Raw genomic sequence first — 20899 nt, forward strand, 5'->3', positions numbered from 1 at the left:
GGGGTCAGTGGCTGACGAGGTGTGCCGGGGCACGGCGGGCGGAGCGGAACGAGAGCAGTTCGTCCACCAGGCGGTCCATCCGGATGTGCAGCTCCTCCAGCGGGCGCCCCGGCGTGAAATCGCCGCGGGCGGAGGCCACATGGGTGGGCACGGCCCAGCCGCCCATCGCCCGGACCACCGACCGCATCTGGTCGCAGGCCGTCCCCGCGCCGCGCGGACCGCCGCCCGCGGCGATCAGCCCCACGGGCCGGTCGGCCAGCGCGTCGCCGGTGAGGTGGTCCAGGGCGTTCTTGAGCAGCCCGCTGTACGAGCCGTGGTAGACCGGCGTGGCGATGACGGCGCCGCTCGCCCCGGCGATCCGGGCGCGGATCGCCGCCGTCTGGCTGTACGGGGGAGGGTCGTCGTAGTCCTCGATCCGGTGGCGTCCGGGGAACTCCACGCTCAGGTCGAGGAGTTCGTACGCCGCCCCGGCCGCCCTGATCCGCTGCGCGGCCAGCTCCAGGACCCGGCGCGACACCGAGTCCGCGTAGGCGCTGCCGAGGATGCCGAGTATCACCGCCCGGCCCCCGCGGACCCCGGCTTCGGCTCCAGACCGATCACCAGGCGCACCTCGCGCTCGGCGCGCGCGACCAGCCGCCGGACCTCCTCGTGCGAATCGTGGGCGAAGACGTGCGTGCTGGCGCCCGTCCCCGAGAACGGCTGCACGGGGACCACGTCCCCGATCCGGTACGGCACGTTGCGGTAGTACGCGTCCTGCGCCACCGCCGAGTCGTCGTAGTCCAGCAGCATCCCGCCGACCGTGAAGTGCACGGTCCAGCCCGCGTACGCGCCCACCGGGGCGACCCGGCCGGCCCTCGGGTCGAGGCCCACGTCGGTGAGGATCTTGGCGTGGAAGAGGTCGATGCCGGTGGTGGCCAGGAAGGCCTCGCGGACGCCTGCGCCGCCCGGGCGGCCGGCCACCTCGCAGAAGGTGAACCCGGACTCGTCCAGGAAGGCCTCCAGGTGGAGCACCCCGGCGGAGACCTGCCAGGCATCGACGACCCGGCCGAGCAGTTCGCGGGCCGCCGCGCGCACGGCGGGGTCGGCCACCGTGATGGACGACAGCGGCTCCACCCGGGAGACCGCCAGGGTGTCGCTCACGTACCGGGACACGTCCCAGATCACCTCGCCCCCGTAGACGACGGCGTCGATGTGGCACATGTCGCCCGCCACGAACCCCTCGCACAGGTGGGTGCCGGGGCTGAACTCCTCGCGCACCCACCGCTCGACCTGCCGGGCGTCCCTGAGCACCGACACCCCGTACGAGCCGGAACCGTCGCGCGGCTTGACCACGACCCGGCCGTGCCGGGCGAACAGGTCGGTGACGTCCTCCGGGGTGTGGACGAGGTGCCCCTCGGCGGTACGGATGCCCGCCCGCCGGGCGATGCGCTTCATCACCGCCTTGTCCACGAACTTGCGGGCGGTGGCCTGGTCGCTGCCCGGCGTGCCCAGCCTGGCGCGCAGCTCCGCGGCCGGCTCCAGCAGCCGCTCGGAGACGGTGGCGACCCGGTCCACCGGGTGCAGCGCGTGCACCGCGCCCGCGAGGGCCCGTACCCCGTCCGGGTCGAACACGTCCGTCCGGGCGGCGAAGTCGGCGCCGCTGCCGGTGGTGTTGCCCGCGGCCGAGCTCAGCACGCTGACCCGGAAGCGGTCCGGGTCCAGCAGCGGCGAGCCGTCGTCGCGGGTCCACACCCGGGAGCCGATCCGGTCCAGCAGCAGGACGTGCGTACGGTCGGCGGCCTCGGTCTTCCACAGCAGCGAGCGCTCGATCCGGGCCACCGCCTGCTCGGCGCGGACGGTGTCCGGAGCCGCCACGGTGTACTCCAGCCGGACGACCGGCCCGTTGTGGACGCCCTCGCGGTCGAGCGGGGTCCGTGCGGACGCCAGCTCGGGCCACTCGTACAGCTCCTCGGCGGCGGTCGCGGCGACCACGCGGAAGCGGCCCGGCCCGGACAGGACGTGGCGCTGGATGGCGATCCGCCCGGCGTCGGGCAGGTCGGCGCGCACCGGCCGGCCCAGGGCGCTCTCGGCAGCGGCCGTCACCAGGCTCCGCCGGTGGGCGGCGTCGTAGAGGTCCAGGACCTGCCGGTCGAAGCCGGGCAGGACCAGGGGGCGCGTGTCGCGCGCCCCGAACACGACCCGGGCGGGCCCCTCGATCCCGGCGTCGCGCACGGCCTCCTCGGTGCGTGCCAGCAGCCGCGCGGGCACCGGGCCGGCGGTCAGGCACCGCTCGGAGCTGCCGTCCTCGGCGGCCTGGTCGCCGCTCTCGTCGATCGAGGCGAGTACGTCCACCCGCCCCCCGCGGGCCGCGAGGGCCAGCACGGTGTGCACGGGGTCGCTGACGAAGGCGAGCTCCTCCAGCAGCCCGTCGAGCTCGCCGAGTTCCTCGCTCCCCGCCCCACCGGGGCGGGCGGCTCCGGCGGCCAGCGCGCGCAGTTCCCGCGCCTCCCGCTCGTACGCGCCCGACCAGGACAGGACCGCGGCCACCGGCCGGCGCTCGTGCGCCGCCAGGAACCGCGCGCGCACCGCGTCGAAGGTGAGCTCGTCACGCCGCAGTACGGTCAGCCGCGCGGTCACCGCCCCGGCCGCGGCCACGATCCGCTCGACCGGGTCCGCTCCGTCCAGCAGCAGCACCACGTGCTCGCCGCCCGCGGGATCGGGCTCCGGCTGCTCCGGCCCCGGCTTCCGCTCCGCGGCGGCGACCGGCTCGATGCGCAGCGACTCCTGCACCAGGGCGGCCGTCTCCGCGGCGACCCGTCCGGCCGTCGCCGCATCGGCTCCGCGCACCATCACGTACCCGAACCGGTCGTGGTTGGTGCCCAGCGCCGGCACCCGGTCGCCGGGCCCGACGGTCACCTCGCAGTCGACCACCCCGGCCGGCAGCTCGCGGAACGGGGGAACCGTGCCGCGCACGATCCCCTCGGCCGCACTCCACAGGGCGTGCAGGGCCACGGTGGTCACCGGCGGGGCCGCGTCCTCGACCGGCGCACCGGTGGCGAGCGCGACGAGGTCGCGGGCGACCGAGCGGTCCAGGGCCAGCGACATCTGCCGGGTGACCACGTGTCCGGCGATCCGGCCGTTCACCTCGATGAGCTCCGGGCCGGTCGGCGTGACGAGCAGCTCCACGTGGAGCGCGCTCGCCCGGACCCCGAGCGCCTCGACGGTGTCCAGGACGAACCGCCGTGCGGCGCCCATGCCCTGGAAGCGGGCCGGGAAGTGCCCGCCCAGCTCGGCCGTGGTGCCGGGCGCCGTCGGGATGCGCTCGCCGAATCCGTACAGGACCACGCGCCCGTCCTGGACGAGCAGTTCGGCGCTGACGTGGCGTCCGACGGCGTACTCCTCGACGAGCGCGACGGGGCGCTCGCCACCGTCGCCGTTCCCGTCGCCGTTCCCGTCGCCATCGCCGTGCCCGTCCTCGGCGCCGGTCCCGTACGGGACCCCCAGGACCTCGGCCAGCCCGGCGGCGGCCTGCTCGCGGGTCCACGCCACGGTGACCCCGACCGAATACCGGCCGGACGTCGGCTTGATCACGCACGGCAGCCCGATCTCGTCGACCGCCGCCAGTCCCTCCTCCTCGGTGACCGCACGGCGCCAGCGCAGGCTGCCGATCCCGGCCTTCCCGAGCCGTTCCCGTACGGCCGACTTGTCGCCCAGCAGCCGCGCCGCCTCCAGTGACTCGTGGGGCAGGCCCAGGTCGCGGGCGAATCTCGCCGCACCGTGCAGGAGGTTCTCGTCGCGGCAGATCACGCCGTCGACCGGATTGGGGCCGAGCCGTCCCCGCAACAGGGCGGCCAGGTCGTGGCCGCCGGACAGGTCCGCCACCTCCACCACCCGCGCCGCGCGTTCGAGCAGCTCGAACCCGGCATTGGCGCGGTAGGCGTCCAGGCGCTCCGTGACGAAGGTGACCTCGATCCCGTCGTCGGCCATGTCCGCCACGACGTCAAAGCCTCTGACGTATGCCGTCTCCAACAGAACAACATGCATGAGCTCAGCCCCTTGAGTCCTCTTCTCATCGAAGCATCGGGGGGCGCGGACTACAGGGCAAGCGGCAGCCGCATAATCACGCTCACTCCATCACCTCTTCCCTTTTCATTCCCGTTCCGTTCCCGTTTCGCTCCCGCCTCGATACCGTCGCCACCCACCCTGACCTGCTGGAACATGTCAAACAAAAGAATTGGAATCCATCAGGTCGGGCGACTTCCCACATTGCCGGACAGCGCTTCGCAGCTCCTTGCGGCAGCAATTAGTGTGCATACAGGAAACTGGACACCCACCTCTCCATTCACCCCGTAAACGGCCTTTCCCGGGCACCGATGCAAAGGACAGAGACAGCGTGCGCACCATCTCCATCCCGAAATCGGGGACCGGACATTCGGCCCCGATCACCCACGTGGCCTTCAGCCCGGACGGCAGCCGCCTCGCGACCTCGTCCTACGACGGAACCGTCATCGTCTGGAGCACCGCCGACCCCGCCCACCCCACCGAGACCGCGACGCTGCGCCACCGCCGCCTCGTCAACTCCTCGGCCTGGAACCCCGCCGACCCGACCCTCCTCGCGACGGCCTCCGCCGACAAGACGGTCGGCATCTGGCGCGTCCCCCGGGAGGGCCCGGCCACGCTGGTCAACGTCCTGGCCCGGCACACCGACGACATCAACTCGGTCGCCTGGCTGCCCGACGGCGAGCGCCTGATCTGCGTCTCCGAGGACGGCCGCGCCACCCTGTGGTCCGTACTCGACGGCACCTTCCTCACCGAGGTCGGCTCGCACGAGGCGCACTGCATGATGGTCTCCGTCAGCGTCGAGGGCCTGGCCGCCACGGTCGGCGAGGACGGCCTGGTCGCCGTCAGCGACCCCGCCTCCGGCTCCGGGTCCGGCGCCCGCGCGGCGCGCAAGCGCCACTACGACTCCTCCATCGAGGGCTGCGCCTGGTCCCGGGCCGGCGACCTCCTCGCCGTGGCCCGCGACGACGGCCGCGTCGACCTGCTGACCCGCGAGCTGGACCACGTACTGACCGTCGAGGTCTCCAGTTCCGCCGCCCGCGCCGTCGACTGGGCCGAGGACGACTCCGCGTTCGTCGTCGGCGCCTACGACGGCTCCCTGCACTGGTTCGACCGGTCCGGCGAACGCCGGCACACCGTCGCCGACCTCCGCGTGTGGCCGCGCTCCGTCGCCGCCGCCCGGGGCCTGGTCGCCGCGGGCTCCTTCCGCAACGCCCCGCACCTGTACGACATGGCCACGGCCGCCGAACTCTCCGGCCCCGAGCGCGCCACCCACGGCCCCAACGCCCTGGCCGCGCGCGGCGACGAGCTCCTCATCGGCGGGGACTCCGGCACCGTCTTCGCCGTCCGCGTCGAGAACGGCGCCCAGCGGCGGGCCACCCCGATCGAGCTCACCGACGGCCCGATCCTGTCCCTCGCCACCGACGGCGACACGATCTACGCGGGCACCTACTCCGGCCACGTCATCCGCTACGACGGCACCCGCACCTCCAGCGAGCGCCTCGGCGCGCCCATCCCCTCCCTCACCGTCGACGGGGGCCGGCTGATCGCGGGCACCTACAACGGCGAGTTCCTCGTCCTGGACCCGGCCACGCTCCGGCTCGAAGAGCGCGTCCCGGCGCACGGCGGATCGGTGAAGTCCCTGGCCCCGATCCCGGACGGCGGCTTCCTGTCCGCCGCCACCGACCGCACCGTCGAGGCGGGCACCGTGCACGGGCGCACCAAGCTGTGGGAACACGGCAACCTCGTCAACGCGGTCGCCGGCCTCCACGGCCCCGGCGGCTCCGTCGTCGCCAGCGCCTCCCGCGACCACACCGTCAAGGTCGGCCGGGTCACCCGTACCGAGGACGGCGGCTGGAGCACCGGCGCGCCGCAGACGCTGCTCGGCTCCGACGAGTCGGTCAAGTGCGTCTCGCTGCTCGGCGACGTCCAGAGGCCCACCGTCCTCGCCGGCTCCTACGACTTCAACCTCTACTCCTGGCAGGTCGACTGGGCCGATTCGGCGGGCACCCTCGCCTCCGGCCGGGTCCTCGCCGGGTTCGCCCAGGGCCTGTCCTGCATGTTCCAGCTCGCCGACGGGCGCGTGGCGGTGGCCGGATGGGACGGCCGGATCGTCTTCGTCGCCGTCGACGCGTACGGCGCCCACATCCAGCACACCCTCCACATCGACGACATCGCGCAGAGCGCCGACCGGAAGCAGGTGGCCGCATGACGACCTCGGCCGACATACGGGAAGCCGCCGCGGAAGCCGCCCCCGCGACGGCGCCGGCAACGATCCCGGCAACGATCCCGGCAGCCATCCCGGCGGCGGTCCGGGCCCGCGTCCCCGTCACGCTCTCACGCGTCCGGGACCGCAGCGCCGACCTCATCACCTTCCACCGCCTCCCCGACCCCGGCGAGCACTTCGCGGTCCTCGTCCCCGCCACCCCCGGCGACACCGCGCCGCCGCTGGTACGCCTGCACAGCGAATGCCTGACCGGCGACGTCCTCGGCTCGGCCCGCTGCGACTGCGGCCCCCAGCTCGACGAGGCCCTGCGGCGCATCGCCGACCACGGCGGCGCCGTGCTGTACCTGCGCCAGGAAGGCCGCGGCATCGGGCTCTACAACAAGCTCGACACCTACGTCCTCCAGTCCCAGGACCACGACACCTTCGCCGCCAACCGCATGATCGGCCGCGGCGACGACGAGCGCGACTACGCGGCCGCCGCCGCGATGCTCCACGCCCTCGGCCTGACCCGGATCCGCCTGCTCACGAACAACCCCGACAAGGTGCGGGAACTGCGCACGCACGGCATCGAGATCACCGAGGTGATCCCCACCGGCGTGTACGTCACCGCGGAGAACTCCCGCTACCTGTCCGCCAAGGCCGAACTCGCCGGCCACACCCTCGCGCTGCTCCAGGAGGCCGCGGCATGACGCTCTCGATCGAAGACCTCGCGAACTCCCCGCACTTCAAGGAGCACGCCGACCTCGCCGACCCCGGCAGGCTGCACCCCGCCCGGCTGCCCGGCACCACCCCCGAGCAGCTCGCCGCCGCCGTCGAGGACCCTGACCTGCCGACCGCCGAACGCCTCGCCGCCGGCCACGTCCTCGGCCTGCTCGGCGACCCCCGCATCCCCTCCCCCACCACCGGAGCGGGCCCCTCCACCCGCCACGTGCCCGGCGGCCGGATCCGTATCGGCCTCCCCGGGAACGAGACCGGATACGTCACCAAAGCCTGGGCGCACGTGGGCGTGGAGGAGTCCTGGATCCTCAAGGAGTGCCCCGAGCACACCGTGGAGATCTCCGACTTCTGGATCGCCACCTACCCCGTGACCAACGGCGAGTACCGCGCCTTCCTGGCCGACACCGGCCTGGAGGAGCGCCCCACCACCTGGTACCTGGGCGCCTACCCGTGGGACCGCTCCAACCACCCGGTCGCCGGGATCCGCCCCGAGCACGCCGACGCCTACGCCGCCTGGCTCACCGAGCGCGCCGGACACCCCTGGCGGCTGCCCACCGAAGCCGAGTGGGAGCACGCCGCCAAGGGCCCCGAGGGCCTGCCCTACCCCTGGCCCGGCGGCTTCGACCCGGAGGCGGCCAACACCCGCGAGTCCGGCGTGCACACCACCAGCCCCGTCGGCGCGTTCCCGGCCGGCCGTTCCCCGTACGGCGTCCACGACATGGGCGGCAACGTCGAGGAGTTCACCGCCGACGAGTACGCCCCGTACCCGGACGGCCCCTACGTGGCCGACCACCTGGTGCAGTCGATGGGCGGCTACCGGATCGCCCGCGGCGGCTCCTTCTCCCGGTTCGGCGACCTGACCCGCACCCGGCGCCGCCACGGCGCCTTCCCCGGGCCGCTGTACCCCGTCGGGTTCCGCCTCGCCACCGGCGAGCGGCCCTCATGACGACCGCCGTCCGCCCGGGGCCCACCCTCGCGGCCGGACCCGGACCGGCCGCCTCCGCACCCACCGCCTCCGAACCCACCGCCTCCGGCCCCGGCTTCGCCGACATCCGCCGCGTCCTGGCCGACCGGGCCCCGGCCCTGGCCGATCTCACCCGCGCCTTCGCACCGCTGGAGGCCGAAGCGCACCGGCTGCTGCCCCGGCTCGCCGCCCTGCGCCCGGGCATCGGGGACACCCCGCTCGTCCCGGTGCCCAGCCGGGCGGGACGGGGCACGGTCTGGCTGAAGACGGAGGCCGCCAACACCTCCGGTTCCGTCAAGTCCCGTACCGCGTACGCCCTGTTGTGCGCGGCCGTGGCCTCGGCGGGCTCACCCCGGGTACGGCTCGCCGAGTACTCGGGCGGAAGCCTCGCCGTCGCCCTGGCCGAACTGTGCGGACAACTGGGCCTGGACCTGCACCTGGTGCTCCCGTACGGGGCCTCCGACCGACTGCTGGGCCAGCTGCGCCGCCAGGGCTCCGAGATCACCACGGCCCGCGAGGGCACCGGCTTCCTCGGCGCCATGGACGAGGCCGTCCGCGTCGCCGAACGCGAGGACCGGCACCTGCTGCTCCAGCACTGCGCGGGCGCGGGCGCCGCCCTGCACCGCGAGCACACCGGCGCGGAGATCATCGGCCAGCTCTCCGGCTACGGAGTCGAACCGGCCGCCCTGGCCGCGGCCGTCGGCACCGGCGGCAGCCTGGCCGGCACCGCCATGGCCCTCGGCAGCGCCTGGCCGGACTGCCGCCCCCTCGCCGTCTTCCCCGCCGAGGCCGTCTACGGCGACGAGCGCGCCCCCGACGGCACCCGCCGGATGAGCGGTACGGGCGGGCTGGGCCACGGCCTGCGCCAGCCCCTGATCGCCGCGTTCCCGCAGGACTTCTTCAGTTTCACCGCCGTCGCCTATCCGCAGGCCCTCCAGGCCATGCGCCACCTGCGCCGGGAACACGGCATCGCCGTCTCCGGCAGTGGCGCGGGCGCCTGGCTCAGCGCCTCGGCGGAAGTCGACCAAGGCCCGCGAGGGCGCAACGCAGTCGCGGTCGTCGCAAGCCGCGGAACAATCGAGGAGTGGGAGCATGCCGCAGGATCGTGACACTCAGGAACGTGAGACATCCGCAGTCCTGACCGCCCCCGGCCACAGCGCCGCGGACGCGGAGCACGCGGAACGGAACTACTGCGGCTACCGCGAGGTCGTCCGCAACTCCTTCAAGCAGTGGTACAAGAACAACAAGGACTCCTGGTCGGGGACGACCACCAACGACCGCGTCACGCACTTCGCGATCGCGGCCGCCCCCACCGACGAACACCAGCCCGGCTCCGGCCCGGCCCGGGTCCTGGACATCGGCTGCGGCCGCGGCCTGCAGACGGCCTCCCTCGCCGAATGGCTGGAGGCCGAGGTCACCGGCCTCGACCTGCTCGACGTATGGGACACCCCCGACGTCAAGAACGGCTCGATCCGCTTCCACCAGGGCGACTTCCTCGCCTTCCGCGCCGAGGGCCTCGACCTGCTCGTCGACAACGGCTGTCTGCACCACCAGCGCCGCGAGGACTGGGCCCCCTGGGTGGAGCACGGCCGCAAGATGCTGCGTCCCGGCGGGGTCTGGGTCGTCAGCGTGTTCCTGAGCCCCGACGGGGAGATCACCCCGCATCCGCTCGCGGACGGGCGGCTGAACTGGTGGCTCACCGAGCGGCTCGTCACCGAGCTCTACGAGGCCAACGGCTTCCGCTTCACCGGCAGCCTGGAGATCGACCGCCACTTCGAGTACGAGGGCCACCAGCTCAAGTACCTGACCCTGTCCTTCGTCGCGGTCTGAGCGGCGCGGGAGGAGAGAGAGGAGGGACCGGCCATGCTCAAGGAGATCGCACTCGACGACCGGGGCGACGACCAGCACGTCCGAAGCGCCCTGCGCGACGGATTCTTCCTGGTCCGCAACACGGTGCCGGAGAGCCTGCTGGACGAGGCGTACGCCATGCTCGGCGCGTTCTTCGAGCTGCCCGCCGAGGTCAAGGCGGACTGCCGGGTGCCCGGCTCCAACGGGCAGTCCGGGTACCTCCCACCCCTGGTCGAGCAGGGCGAGAAGGGCCTCACCCCCGACTGGAAGGAGCTGTTCCACTGGGGTGCCCCGCTGCCCGCCGCCCACCCGCTGCGCGAGCGCTACCCCGCGCGCTACCCGCAGCCGTACTTCCCCGACCACCTGGTCCCCGGGATCGGCGCCGCACTGGGCGAACTCCACCTGCGGATGGCCCGGTTCCAGCTCGACGTGGTCCGCCGGCTGGCCGGGGCGCTCGGCGCGGCCCCCGGCTACTTCGAGGAGATGCTGGAGGACGGGCCCGTCGTCAACCGCGCCACCTGGTACCCGCCGATGGAGCAGGCCCCGTCCAAGGACCACGTCTGGATGGTGGAGCACCAGGACTTCGACCTGATCACCGCCCTGCCCCGGGCCACCGCCGCCGGCCTCGAAGTCCTCATCGACGGCGAGTGGACCCCGGCCCGTGCACCCGACGGCTACACCGTGCTCAACGTCGGCATGGTCCTGGAACGGCTCACCGGCGGCCGGGCCCGGGCCGCCGTCCACCGGGTCGTCGCCGCACCCGGGCAGGGCGGCGGCCGGCTCTCCATCGTGCAGTTCTGCCACCCCACCCCGTGGACGGTGCTCTCCACGCTCCGTGGCTGCACGGCGGACGGAGAGCCCGACCGGTACCCGGCCCTGACCGCGCAGGACCTGTTCCAGCGCACGATGTACCGGATCAACCGGCTGGACGCCCAGCACACCCGGCGCACCCGGAACACCCGCCACGCCTCGCACGCCCAGCACGCCTCGCACGCCTCGGCGGGTCGGCCGTGAGCGGCGCCGGGCGCGGCACCCCGCGGCGGATCTCCCTCCTGGGACAGATCCGCGAAGACCTCGACACCGTCGTCGCCCGCGACCCCTCCCGCCCGCGCCGCCGCGACGCCCTGCTGCACGCACCCTGGCACGGGCTGGCCCTCCACCGGATCGCGCACCGCCTCCACGTACGCGAGCACCGGTTCGCAGCCGGACTGCTCACGCTCGCGGGCCGGCTGCTCTCCGGCATGGAGATCCACGCCGGTGCGCGGATCGGCCGACGGGCCTTCATCGACCACGGCTTCGGCGTGGTCATCGGCGAAACCGCCCGCGTCGGCGACGACGTGACGCTCTACCACGGGGTGACGCTCGGATCGCGCGGCTGGTCCCGCGCCGCCGAGCCCGGCGTGCGCCGCCACCCCGTCATCGGCGACGACGTCCTCATCGGCGTGGGCGCCTCCGTACTCGGCCCGGTCACCATCGCCTCCGGCAACCGGATCCGGGCCCACTCGCTGGTGCTCAGGGACCTCCCCGCCCCCGGCAGGGCGATCCGCATCTCCCCCGTCCGAGCAGCCGCCCACCCCTCAAGGAGCACCTCATGACGCCGACCGCCCTGCGTGAGCGCACCCTCGAACTCGCCAAGGACCTCGACACGGGCGAATGGGTCCCCACCGACCTGGAACGCACCATCGCCCGACGGCTGCTGACCGCCGCCGACCCGGTCGGCTGCATCACCGAGCACGCCGTACGGGACGCCGTGTGGGAGGGCTCCGAGCCGCTCGCCCGGGTGAACGACGGCCGGCTCTCGGTCCTGCTCGCCGAGATCACGTACAGCCTCGCGGGAAACGGGCGCGACGCCGCCGCCCTCGCCTCGGCCCAGGCCCTGCTCGCGTCGGTGAACCGCCGCGGCCAGGACCGGGACCGCCGCTAGGACCGCGTCCGCGGCCGGGACCGGGGCCGGGCGGCCCCTGCCCCGGCCGCGGACCGGGACGTCAGCGCGCCTCGCGAAGCCAGCCCGCGACCTCAGTCGCCCAGTACGTCAGGATCGTGTCCGCGCCCGCCCGCTTGATGCCCAGCAGGGTCTCCAGGATGGCCCGGTCGCGCTCGATCCAGCCCTTCTCGGCCGCCGCCTCGATCATCGCGAACTCGCCGCTGATCTGGTACGCGGCGACGGGTACGTCCACCGCCTGCGCGACCCGGTACAGGACGTCCAGGTACGGGCCGGCCGGCTTGACCATCACCATGTCCGCGCCCTCCTCCAGGTCGAGCGCCAGCTCGCGCAGCGACTCCCGCGCGTTCGCCGGGTCCTGCTGGTACGTCTTGCGGTCGCCCTGGAGCGAGGAGGCGACGGCCTCGCGGAACGGCCCGTAGAAGGCCGAGGTGTACTTCGCCGTGTACGCGAGGATCGAGACGTCCTCGTGCCCGGTCTCGTCGAGCGCGTCGCGGATGACGCCGACCTGCCCGTCCATCATCCCGCTCGGGCCCACCACGTGGACGCCCGCGTCGGCCTGGACCTGCGCCATCTCGGCGTACCGCTCCAGCGTGGCGTCGTTGTCGACGCGCCCGTGCTCGTCCAGGACTCCGCAGTGCCCGTGGTCGGTGTACTCGTCCAGGCACAGGTCGGACATGATGACGAGGTCGTCGCCGACCTCCGCCTTCACGTCGCGGATGGCGACCTGGAGGATCCCGTCCGGCTCGGTGCCGGCCGTGCCCAGCGCGTCCTTGTTCTCGTCGGCCGGGACCCCGAAGAGCATGATCCCCGCGACGCCCGCCTCCACCGCTTCCACCGCGGCCTTGCGCAGCGTGTCGCGGGTGTGCTGGACCACGCCCGGCATCGCCGAGATCGCCAGCGGCTCGGAGATCCCCTCGCGGACGAAGGCGGGCAGGATCAGGTCGGAGGGGTGCAGCCGGTTCTCCGCGACCATCCGCCGCATCGCCGGGGTGGTGCGCAGCCGGCGGGGCCGCGAGCCGGGGAAGGATCCGTACGCGCTCATACTCAGTCGCCTCTTCGAGCCTGGACAGCAGTCGCACTCAAGCCTAGGGGGTGCCGTGCGAGAAGCCGGTCAGGGCCAGCTCGCACCACACCACCTTGCCGGGCCTGCGCGGCCCGACCCCCCACCGCTCGGCGAGCGAAGCCACGAGCAGCAGCCCCCGCCCGCCCTCGGCCCCGGGATCCCGGTCCTTCACCTGCGGCAGACCACCCCCGCTGTCGGCCACCTCGACCCGGACCATGCCGTCGAAGAGCAGCAGCCGCAGCCGGTAGTACCGGCCGGGCGGCACACCGTGCAGCAGGGCGTTGGTGGCGAGCTCGCTCACGCAGAGCAACAGGTCGTCCCGGCGGCGTGTGACACCCCACGCGTCAAGTGTCACCGCCGCGAACTCCCTGCTGGAGCCGACGGATTGGCGGCTGCGGGGGAAGTACCGCTCACGCAGCATGGCCGGATGGATTTCCACGTTCACGGGACGATCGTCGCGGTGCGTGACTAGCGTGAGCAAGACGTGCAACCCGTACTCCTTCACGAGTACGGGTCGGTGCCGGTATCTCATCTGTGCATGCGGGGAGTTCACAGGTATGCCATCACGCAAGAGCGCCCGACCCAATGAGACGGCGATGAAAATGGTCGGCGCCCAGGTCGCCGCCGCCCGCGTCTCCAAGGGCTTGACGCAGCGCGCGTTCGCCGATGCTCTGCACATCGATGTTCAGAGCGTCGCCTCCATCGAGCAGGGCCGACGGACCTTGATGCCCAGCGTCGCCGAAGCGATGGACCGAGTCCTAGGCCTGCCGGGCCTTCTCACAGTCGCGGCGAACAAGATGCCGCAAGTCGAGGTCATCCCGCCCTGGGCGGAGGAATACTTCGCCAGCGAGGCAGAGGCCGTAGCCCTGTCCTGGTACGACGCCGTGCTCGTGCCAGGCCTGCTCCAGACCGAGGAATATGCCCGCGCTGTGTTCGGCTGCCGCGTTCCGTACACGGGCGAGGAAAAGATCGAGCTCCAAACAGCGCGCCGCATCAGACGTCAGGAGATCCTGCACCGCACCGTCCCGCCCAACCTCGGCTTCATCGTCTCGGAATCGGCACTGCGAGACCGAATCGGCGGCGACGACGTCAGACGGGGCCAGCTACGCCATCTGCGCGACTGCGCCGACCACCCCGCGGTCTCGTTCCAGGTCCTCCCTCTTGGTCTCACAGCCCACGCAGGCCTCACGGGCTCGTTCGCCCTACTGGAAACACCCGATCACCAGCATGTCGCGTACTCGGAAAACCAACGCGTCAGCATCGTCGTTCGCGATCCCAACGAGGTCAGCATCCTCGCTCAGAAGTATGCAATGCTGCGATCCCAGGCCCTCAATGTCACAGACACAAAAGGCCTGTTGGACCGGCTGCTAGGAGAGTCATGAGCACCCCACTGAAGTGGTTCAAGTCCAGTTACAGCGCCAGCGAGGGCGGCCAGTGCCTGGAAGTCACCGTCTCCTGGCGGAAGTCCTCCTACAGCACCGATGAAGGCGACGCCTGCGTCGAAGTAGCCACCTGCCCCTGCGCCGACACCGTCCACATCCGCGACTCCAAGGTCAGCGACGGCCCCACCCTCGCCCTCGCCCCCGCCGCCTGGGCCGGGCTCACCCGCTGGGTCGGCCGCTAGAGGTTCCGCCACCGGCCGCTGCGGCGGTGGTCGTGCTCGTGCTGCGGGCCCAGCGGGCCCACCCGCTCGTACGCCTCCCGCGTGCGCGGGTCGTCGCGCAGGGCGAGGCCGTACGCGCCCTCCAGGCGTAGCTCCTGGTCCTCCTCCGCGAGCAGCACCACCAGTGCCTCCGCGGCCTCCGGCGTGCGGTCGTCGCCCGCGGCCAGCGCGGCCGCCGCCGTGGCCCGTACGCCGTGCTCCGGATCACGGACCAGGCCGAGCACCACCGCCCGGACCTCCGGCCCGGCGTCCCGCTCCCGGCCGAGCCTGCCTCCGGCAGCCGCCCGCACCTCCGGGTCCGTGTCCCGCGCCAGGGCGATCAGGGTGGCGGTCGCCTCCGGCGACAGCGGGGCGTCGAAGAGGTACGGCACCTCCCGCCGCACCCGCGGGTCCGGGTGCCCGGCGTGGCGCAGCCCGAGGGATTCGTCGTACCCGTCGTCCGAAACGGCGTCGAGCACCGCGGCGAGCACCCCGCCGTCCGTCTCCTCCAGCGCCCAGGCCTTGAAGAGGTCGGCCTCCTCCTCTTGGTACGGGTTCACGCCGAGGCTGATCGACAGGTCCCGGTCCCCGCTCCGCAGGTAGTCGACCACGAACCGGCGGTGGTCGGGCGACGGATGGTGCCGGAAGGCCACCACCGCCGACCAGGTCTGCCGGTCGCGGCGTTGCACGAGCCACAAGCAGGAAGCGGACCAGTCCACATGGCAGACGTCGGGGTGCCGGACGGCCCGGGCCACCAGCTCCTCCACCGGCGTCGGGATCCGTAAAGCCCGCTCCAGCTTCGTCAGGACGGCCCCGTGGCCCGCCCGGACCGTCGCGCCGCCGAGCGAGACCTGCCCGACGTCGCACCACTCCTCCTCGGCGGACGACCACTGCGCCGGGCCCGTCGCCCCGGTGCGGCGGCGCAGCTCCTCCTCCGCGCCCGCCCCGTACCAGTGCCGGGCCGCCGTGCACAGCAGCTCGGCCCTCCCCGGATCCGCCCCCGCCTCCAGCAGCGTGCGGACCGCCTCCGCGTCCCCGGCCCGTACCGCCGCTGCGAGCCGCCGGCCGGCGTCCTGCTCCGTCATCGGTCCCCCGTTCCCCGGCGAAGATCCTCGCCGGAGCCTGCCGCCGGCACCACCGGATACGCCGCGGGGCCCGGACGCGGGTGCGTCCGGGCCCCGGGGCGAACCTCGCCCGGCGTCAGGTCGTACGGCGCCGGCGGGCGCCCGGCCGGCGCTCGCTCGGCCGGGACACCGACTCGCCGGCCTCCTTGGCCGCCTCGCGGCGCGCGGCCCCGTACTCGGCCAGGGCCTCCGCCAGCTTGCTCACGCTCGGCTCCGGCGACAGGACGTCGACCCGCAGGCCGTGCTCCTCCGCCGTCTTGGCCGTGGCCGGCCCGATGCAGGCGATGACGGTGACGTTGTGCGGCTTGCCGGCGATGCCCACCAGGTTGCGCACCGTGCTCGACGACGTGAAGAGAACGGCGTCGAAGCCGCCGCCCTTGATCGCCTCGCGCGTGTCCGCCGGCGGCGGCGACGCGCGCACGGTCCGGTAGGCGGTGACGTCGTCGACCTCCCACCCGAGCTCTATCAGGCCCGCGACCAGCGTCTCGGTCGCGATGTCGGCCCGCGGCAGGAAGACGCGGTCGATCGGGTCGAAGACCGGGTCGTACGGCGGCCAGTCCTCCAGCAGCCCGGCCGCGGACTGCTCGCCGCTCGGCACCAGGTCCGGCTTGACGCCGAACTCGACCAGCGCGGCGGCGGTCTGCTCGCCCACGGCGGCGACCTTGATGCCCGCGAAGGCCCGGGCGTCGAGCCCGTACTCCTCGAACTTCTCCCGGACGGCCTTCACCGCGTTCACGCTGGTGAAGGCGATCCACTCGTAGCGTCCGGTGACGAGCCCCTTCACGGCCCGCTCCATCTGCTGCGGGGTGCGCGGCGGCTCCACGGCGATGGTCGGCACCTCGTGCGGCACCGCACCGTACGAACGCAGCTGGTCGGAGAGCGAAGCGGCCTGCTCCTTAGTGCGCGGTACGAGGACCCGCCAGCCGAACAGCGGCTTCGACTCGAACCAGGCCAGCTCCTCGCGCCGCGCGGCGGCGCCCTGCTCACCGACCACGGCTATGACCGGCCGGGCGCCCTCGGGCGACGGGAGCACCTTGCCCTGCTTGAACACCTGGGCGATGGTCCCGAGGGTGGCGTTCCAGGTCCGCTGGCGGGTCGTCGTACCGGCGACGGTCACCGTGAGCGGGGTGTCGGCCCCGCGTCCGGCGGACACCAGCTCGGCGGCGGCGCTCGCGACGGTCTCCAGCGTCGCCGAGACGACGAGGGTGCCGTCGCTGGCGCCGACCTCGCTCCAGCAGCGCGCGGAGGCGTTGCGCGCGTCCACGAACCGCACGTCGGCACCCTGGCGGCCGCGCAACGGCACACCCGCGTACGCGGGTACGCCGACGGCGGTCGCGACACCGGGCACCACCTCGAAGGGGATGCCTTCGGTCGCGCAGGCGAGCATCTCCTCGGCCGCGTTTCCGTCGAGCCCGGGGTCGCCGGTGACGGCACGGACGACCCGCCTGCCGGAGCGCGCGGCCTCCATGACAAGATTGGCGGCATCTCGGATCACCGGGACACCGGCGGCTGCTGACACTTCGTCAGCAATCGTCAGCTGTGGCGTGTCCACTCCCGCGCGCGCATGCGTGCGTACGACCTCGAGCACCTCGGGCTCCGCGATCAGTACGTCCGCGGCCGCGAGCGCCTCGACGGCGCGGAGCGTCAGCAGACCCGGGTCGCCGGGGCCGGCACCGAGGAAGGTGACGTGCCCGTGTGCGGCGACGACCGGAAAAGCGGAGGTGGTCGGACGTGAGGGGTTCAAAGCGATCGCTCCCCCATCAGACCGGCCGCGCCCTTGGCCAGCATCTCGTCCGCGAGTTCGCGGCCGAGCGCCATGGCCTCGTCGTACGACTGGGGCACGGGACCGGTGGTGGACAGCTGCACGAGCGTCGAGCCGTCGAGGGTTCCGACGACGCCGCGCAGGCGCATTTCATTGACAACCTGGCCGTCGGCCAGGAGATCGGCGAGCGCGCCCACGGGCGCGCTGCAGCCGGCCTCCAGGGCGGCGAGCAGGGAACGCTCGGCGGTCACGGCGGCCCGGGTGTGCGGGTCGTCGAGCTCGGCGAGCGAAGCGATGAGCTCCGTGTTCGAAGCGAGGCACTCCACGGCCAGGGCGCCCTGGCCCGGAGCCGGCAGCACGCTGTCCACGGACAGCAGGTCGGTCGCCTCGTCACCGCGGCCGATCCGGTTCAGCCCGGCGGCGGCCAGGACGACGGCGTCCAGCTCGCCGTCGCGCACGAAGCCGATCCGCGTGTCCACGTTCCCGCGGATGGCGACCGTCTCGATGCGCTTGCCGAGGGCGCGCGCGTAGTGGTTCAGCTGCGCCGTGCGGCGCGGCGAACCGGTGCCGATGCGGGCACCGTCGGGCAGCTGCTCGAAGGTCAGCCCGTCACGGGCGACCAGCGCGTCACGCGGGTCCTCGCGCAGCGGCATGGCCGCGATCACGAGTTCCTCGGGCTGCGCGGTCGGCAGGTCCTTCAGCGAGTGGACGGCGAAGTCGACCTCGCCGCGCAGCAGCGCGTCGCGCAGCGCCGTGACGAACACGCCGGTGCCGCCGATCTGCGCGAGGTTCTCACGGGACACGTCACCGTACGTCGTGATCTCCACGAGCTCGACGGGCCGGCCGGTGATCGCCCGTACCGCGTCGGCGACATGGCCGGACTGGGACATGGCCAGCTTGCTGCGCCGCGTGCCCAGCCGAAGTGGCTGGTCGAGACGTGGATTCATGATGCCCGTCCTGAGTCGTCGTTCTTGTCTGCCGCATCCGCCCGGCTGACGGAGGCCACCGTCTGCGGGTCGAGATCGAAGAGTTCGCGCAGCGCCTCCGCGTACCCGGCGCCACCGGGCTCGCTGGCGAGCTGCTTGACGCGCACGGTCGGCGCGTGGAGGAGCTTGTCGACGACGCGGCGCACGGTCTGGGTGACCTCGGCCCGCTGCCGTTCGTCCAAGTCCGGGAGCCGCCCGTCGAGCCGCGCCACTTCCATGGCCACGACCTCGGCGGCCATCGCCCGCAGGGCGACGACGGTCGGCGTGATGTGCGCGGCCCGCTGGGCGGCGCCGAAGGCGGCCACCTCTTCGGCGACTATCCCGCGTACGGCGTCCACGTCGGCCGCCATCGGCGCGTCGGCCGAAGCCTCCGCGAGCGACTCGATGTCGACGAGCCGCACGCCCGGGATCCGGTGCACCGCGGCGTCGATGTCGCGCGGCATGGCCAGGTCCAGCAGGGCCAGCCGTACGGGCGCCACGTCGACCTGGCTGCGGGCGCCCCGGCGGGGCTGCCGCTGCGCGGCGGCCTCACCCTGGTCGGCCCAGGTGCCGTGCAGTTCGAGGGAGTTGGCGTCGACCCCGGTGAGCGCGGCCCGCCCGTCCCCGGCCGGCACCTCGACGGGGCACCCGTCCCGCTCGCCGGTCCCGGGCACGATGGTCCGCGCCACCCCGCCGTCGGCCAGCCGCACCCCGGCCGCGGCGGCGGCCACCAGCCGCGCCACGACCTCGGCATCGGCCAGCCCGGCGCCGGCCACATCCAGCCCCGCCGGCGTTTGAGGCGCGGGGTCCGGGGCGGAGCCCCGGTAATCGGGAAGGGGCGGGGAGGCGACGAGCCCCGCAGGGCCCTCCACAGCAGCCGCAACATCCTCGCCGGTCAGCACCAGCCCCGTGGCCCCCGTACAGGAAACGACCACGTCGACTCGTGTCAGCTCGTCGACCACCGAAGCCATCGGAACGGACCTGGCCACCACCCCAGTGCCTGAGGCAACCAGAATCTCGACCAACCGCTCCGCCCGCTCGGCGGTCCGGTTCGCCACCACGACCTCGGCCACGCCGACCCGCGCCAGCGTCGCCGCCGCCAGCGACGACATCGACCCGGCCCCGATCACGAGCGCCCGCTTGTCCTTGGCCCACACGTCCACCGGAAGGTGCACGGCGAGCTGCTCCAGCCCGAACGTCACCAGCGACTGCCCGGCCCGGTCGATCCCGGTCTCCGAGTGCGCCCGCTTGCCGACGCGCAGCGCCTGCTGGAAGAGGTCGTTGATCAGGCGCCCGGCCGTGTGCAGCTCCTGCCCCAGCGCCAGCGCGTCCTTGATCTGCCCGAGGATCTGGCCCTCGCCGACCACCATCGAGTCCAGTCCGCACGCCACCGAGAACAGGTGGTGGACGGCCCGGTCCTCGTAGTGGACGTAGAGGTACGGGGTGAGCTCCTCCAGCGCCACCCCGCTGTGCTGCGCGAGCAGGGTCGACAGCTCGGCGACACCGGCGTGGAACTTGTCCACGTCCGCGTACAGCTCGATCCGGTTGCACGTGGCGAGCACCGCCGCCTCCGCCGCCGGCTCCGCGGCCAGCGTGTCGTGCAGCAGCTTGACCTTGGCATCGGCGGACAGCGAGGCGCGCTCCAGCACGCTCACCGGCGCACTGCGGTGGCTCAGCCCTACGACGAGCAGACTCATGCCGGCATCACCGCCGGGACGTCGCCCTCGGGGCCGTTCTTGCGCGCGACGGCGGCGGCCCGCCCGGCCGGCGGCTCGACGGCCGCGGCGGGGGCCGCACCGGAACCGACGCCCGCGGCATCGGCGAGGTCCGCGTCACCGGGGACGGAGGCACCGGCCGCGGCCGCCTCCTCCCCCGCCTTGCGCTGCTCGTGGAAGGCCAGGATCTGGAGCTCGATCGACAGGTCGACCTTGCGTACGTCCACGCCGTCCGGCACCGACAGGACGGTCGGCGCGAAGTTCAGGATGGAGGTGACGCCGGCGGCGATCAGCCGCTCGCTCACCTGCTGGGCCGCGCCCGCCGGGGTCGCGATGACGCCGATCGAGACACCGTTCTCCTCGATGATCTTTTCGAGGTCGTCGGTGTGCTGCACCGGCATGCCGGCGACCGGCCGTCCGGCCATCGCGGGGTCGGCGTCGATGAGCGCCGCGACGCGGAACCCGCGCGCGGAGAAGCCGCCGTAGTTGGCGAGGGCCGCGCCGAGGTTGCCGATGCCGACGATCACGACCGGCCAGTCCTGGGTCAGGCCCAGTTCGCGGGAGATCTGGTAGACGAGGTACTCGACGTCGTAGCCGACGCCGCGCGTCCCGTACGAACCCAGGTAGGAGAAGTCCTTGCGGAGCTTGGCGGAGTTGACTCCGGCGGCCGCCGCGAGCTCCTCGGAGGACACCGTGGGCACCGATCGCTCGGAGAGCGCGGTGAGTGCGCGCAAGTACAGCGGAAGCCGGGCGACAGTGGCCTCGGGAATACCTCGGCTGCGGGTCGCCGGTCGGTGAGTTCGGCCAGTTGCCACGATGCTCCTGCGGGATGAGCGGGGCTGCAGGCGGTCACTTGTCCCAAGACCGCCCCGTCGAATGCAGGCTATGT

19 protein-coding genes are annotated in these 20899 nt (G+C 73.3%); 10 read left to right on the forward strand and 9 right to left on the reverse strand.

Going from position 1 to position 20899, the window contains the following annotated elements; translation table 11 throughout:
* Positions 1 to 4: 4 nt before the first annotated feature.
* Complete coding sequence (locus IF02_RS34955) at positions 5 to 556, reverse strand: NADPH-dependent FMN reductase (protein ID WP_051696525.1); 552 nt, start codon at positions 554 to 556, stop codon at positions 5 to 7.
* Positions 553 to 4023, reverse strand: coding sequence for an ATP-grasp domain-containing protein (locus IF02_RS34525; RefSeq protein ID WP_158708560.1), 3471 nt, complete (start codon positions 4021 to 4023; stop codon positions 553 to 555). The genes IF02_RS34955 and IF02_RS34525 overlap by 4 nt, the downstream gene beginning before the upstream one ends.
* A 349-nt stretch (positions 4024 to 4372) precedes the next feature.
* Between IF02_RS34525 and IF02_RS0125245 the strand changes: the two genes are divergently transcribed.
* From IF02_RS0125245 to IF02_RS33285, 8 genes are read left to right on the forward strand one after another with little or no spacing between them, the layout of a single operon-like run.
* Positions 4373 to 6250 carry a WD40 repeat domain-containing protein gene (locus tag IF02_RS0125245; RefSeq protein ID WP_030160695.1) on the forward strand — a complete coding sequence of 626 codons (1878 nt, stop codon included), beginning with the start codon at positions 4373 to 4375 and terminating at the stop codon, positions 6248 to 6250.
* On the forward strand, positions 6247 to 6954 hold the full coding sequence (ribA, locus tag IF02_RS0125250) for a GTP cyclohydrolase II RibA (protein WP_078622316.1): 708 nt from the start codon (positions 6247 to 6249) through the stop codon (positions 6952 to 6954). The genes IF02_RS0125245 and ribA overlap by 4 nt, the downstream gene beginning before the upstream one ends.
* Positions 6951 to 7928, forward strand: a complete 978-nt coding sequence (locus tag IF02_RS0125255) for a formylglycine-generating enzyme family protein (RefSeq protein ID WP_030160699.1) — start codon at positions 6951 to 6953, stop codon at positions 7926 to 7928. The genes ribA and IF02_RS0125255 overlap by 4 nt, the downstream gene beginning before the upstream one ends.
* Positions 7925 to 9055, forward strand: a complete 1131-nt coding sequence (locus IF02_RS0125260) for a pyridoxal-phosphate dependent enzyme (protein WP_030160700.1) — start codon at positions 7925 to 7927, stop codon at positions 9053 to 9055. Before IF02_RS0125255 ends, IF02_RS0125260 begins: the two co-directional genes overlap by 4 nt.
* Complete coding sequence (locus IF02_RS0125265) at positions 9039 to 9776, forward strand: class I SAM-dependent methyltransferase (protein WP_030160701.1); 738 nt, start codon at positions 9039 to 9041, stop codon at positions 9774 to 9776. The genes IF02_RS0125260 and IF02_RS0125265 overlap by 17 nt, the downstream gene beginning before the upstream one ends.
* A gap of 33 nt (positions 9777 to 9809) precedes the next feature.
* A complete protein-coding gene (locus IF02_RS0125270) occupies positions 9810 to 10808 on the forward strand; it encodes an isopenicillin N synthase family dioxygenase (protein ID WP_051696526.1) in 999 nt (332 codons plus the stop codon).
* Positions 10805 to 11389 (forward strand): serine O-acetyltransferase, encoded by a 585-nt coding sequence (locus IF02_RS0125275; protein WP_234318322.1) that lies wholly within the window; start codon positions 10805 to 10807, stop codon positions 11387 to 11389. The genes IF02_RS0125270 and IF02_RS0125275 overlap by 4 nt, the downstream gene beginning before the upstream one ends.
* Positions 11386 to 11718 carry a hypothetical protein gene (locus IF02_RS33285; protein ID WP_051696527.1) on the forward strand — a complete coding sequence of 111 codons (333 nt, stop codon included), beginning with the start codon at positions 11386 to 11388 and terminating at the stop codon, positions 11716 to 11718. The genes IF02_RS0125275 and IF02_RS33285 overlap by 4 nt, the downstream gene beginning before the upstream one ends.
* A 61-nt stretch (positions 11719 to 11779) precedes the next feature.
* Here IF02_RS33285 and hemB read toward each other — a convergent pair whose 3' ends face one another.
* The gene (hemB, locus tag IF02_RS0125285) at positions 11780 to 12781 is read right to left on the reverse strand and encodes a porphobilinogen synthase (protein WP_030160704.1); all 1002 of its coding nucleotides are present in this window, start codon (positions 12779 to 12781) and stop codon (positions 11780 to 11782) included.
* A 43-nt stretch (positions 12782 to 12824) separates the two neighbouring features.
* Positions 12825 to 13247: an ATP-binding protein gene (locus IF02_RS0125290; RefSeq protein WP_420708208.1), complete on the reverse strand. Its 423-nt coding sequence runs from the start codon at positions 13245 to 13247 to the stop codon at positions 12825 to 12827.
* A 112-nt stretch (positions 13248 to 13359) separates the two neighbouring features.
* Between IF02_RS0125290 and IF02_RS0125295 the strand changes: the two genes are divergently transcribed.
* Positions 13360 to 14184 (forward strand): helix-turn-helix domain-containing protein, encoded by an 825-nt coding sequence (locus tag IF02_RS0125295; protein WP_030160706.1) that lies wholly within the window; start codon positions 13360 to 13362, stop codon positions 14182 to 14184.
* Positions 14181 to 14426 (forward strand): DUF397 domain-containing protein, encoded by a 246-nt coding sequence (locus tag IF02_RS0125300; RefSeq protein ID WP_030160707.1) that lies wholly within the window; start codon positions 14181 to 14183, stop codon positions 14424 to 14426. The genes IF02_RS0125295 and IF02_RS0125300 overlap by 4 nt, the downstream gene beginning before the upstream one ends.
* On the opposite strand, the gene IF02_RS0125305 is transcribed toward IF02_RS0125300, so the two are convergent.
* The 5 genes from IF02_RS0125305 to IF02_RS0125325 all read right to left on the reverse strand — a co-directional run bounded on the left by IF02_RS0125305 (position 14423) and on the right by IF02_RS0125325 (position 20825).
* Positions 14423 to 15529: a HEAT repeat domain-containing protein gene (locus IF02_RS0125305; protein WP_030160708.1), complete on the reverse strand. Its 1107-nt coding sequence runs from the start codon at positions 15527 to 15529 to the stop codon at positions 14423 to 14425. The genes IF02_RS0125300 and IF02_RS0125305 overlap by 4 nt on opposite strands.
* A 115-nt stretch (positions 15530 to 15644) precedes the next feature.
* On the reverse strand, positions 15645 to 17312 hold the full coding sequence (locus IF02_RS0125310; RefSeq protein ID WP_030160709.1) for a uroporphyrinogen-III synthase: 1668 nt from the start codon (positions 17310 to 17312) through the stop codon (positions 15645 to 15647).
* Complete coding sequence (gene hemC / locus IF02_RS0125315; protein ID WP_030160710.1) at positions 17309 to 18277, reverse strand: hydroxymethylbilane synthase; 969 nt, start codon at positions 18275 to 18277, stop codon at positions 17309 to 17311. Before hemC ends, IF02_RS0125310 begins: the two co-directional genes overlap by 4 nt.
* Positions 18274 to 19992, reverse strand: coding sequence for a glutamyl-tRNA reductase (locus IF02_RS0125320; RefSeq protein WP_030160711.1), 1719 nt, complete (start codon positions 19990 to 19992; stop codon positions 18274 to 18276). Before IF02_RS0125320 ends, hemC begins: the two co-directional genes overlap by 4 nt.
* Positions 19989 to 20825 (reverse strand): redox-sensing transcriptional repressor Rex, encoded by an 837-nt coding sequence (locus IF02_RS0125325; protein ID WP_030160712.1) that lies wholly within the window; start codon positions 20823 to 20825, stop codon positions 19989 to 19991. The genes IF02_RS0125320 and IF02_RS0125325 overlap by 4 nt, the downstream gene beginning before the upstream one ends.
* Between the last annotated feature and the right edge of the window lie 74 nt (positions 20826 to 20899).

This window comes from Streptomyces sp. NRRL S-244 (assembly GCF_000717915.1).
In the GTDB taxonomy this organism is placed as follows: domain Bacteria; phylum Actinomycetota; class Actinomycetes; order Streptomycetales; family Streptomycetaceae; genus Streptomyces.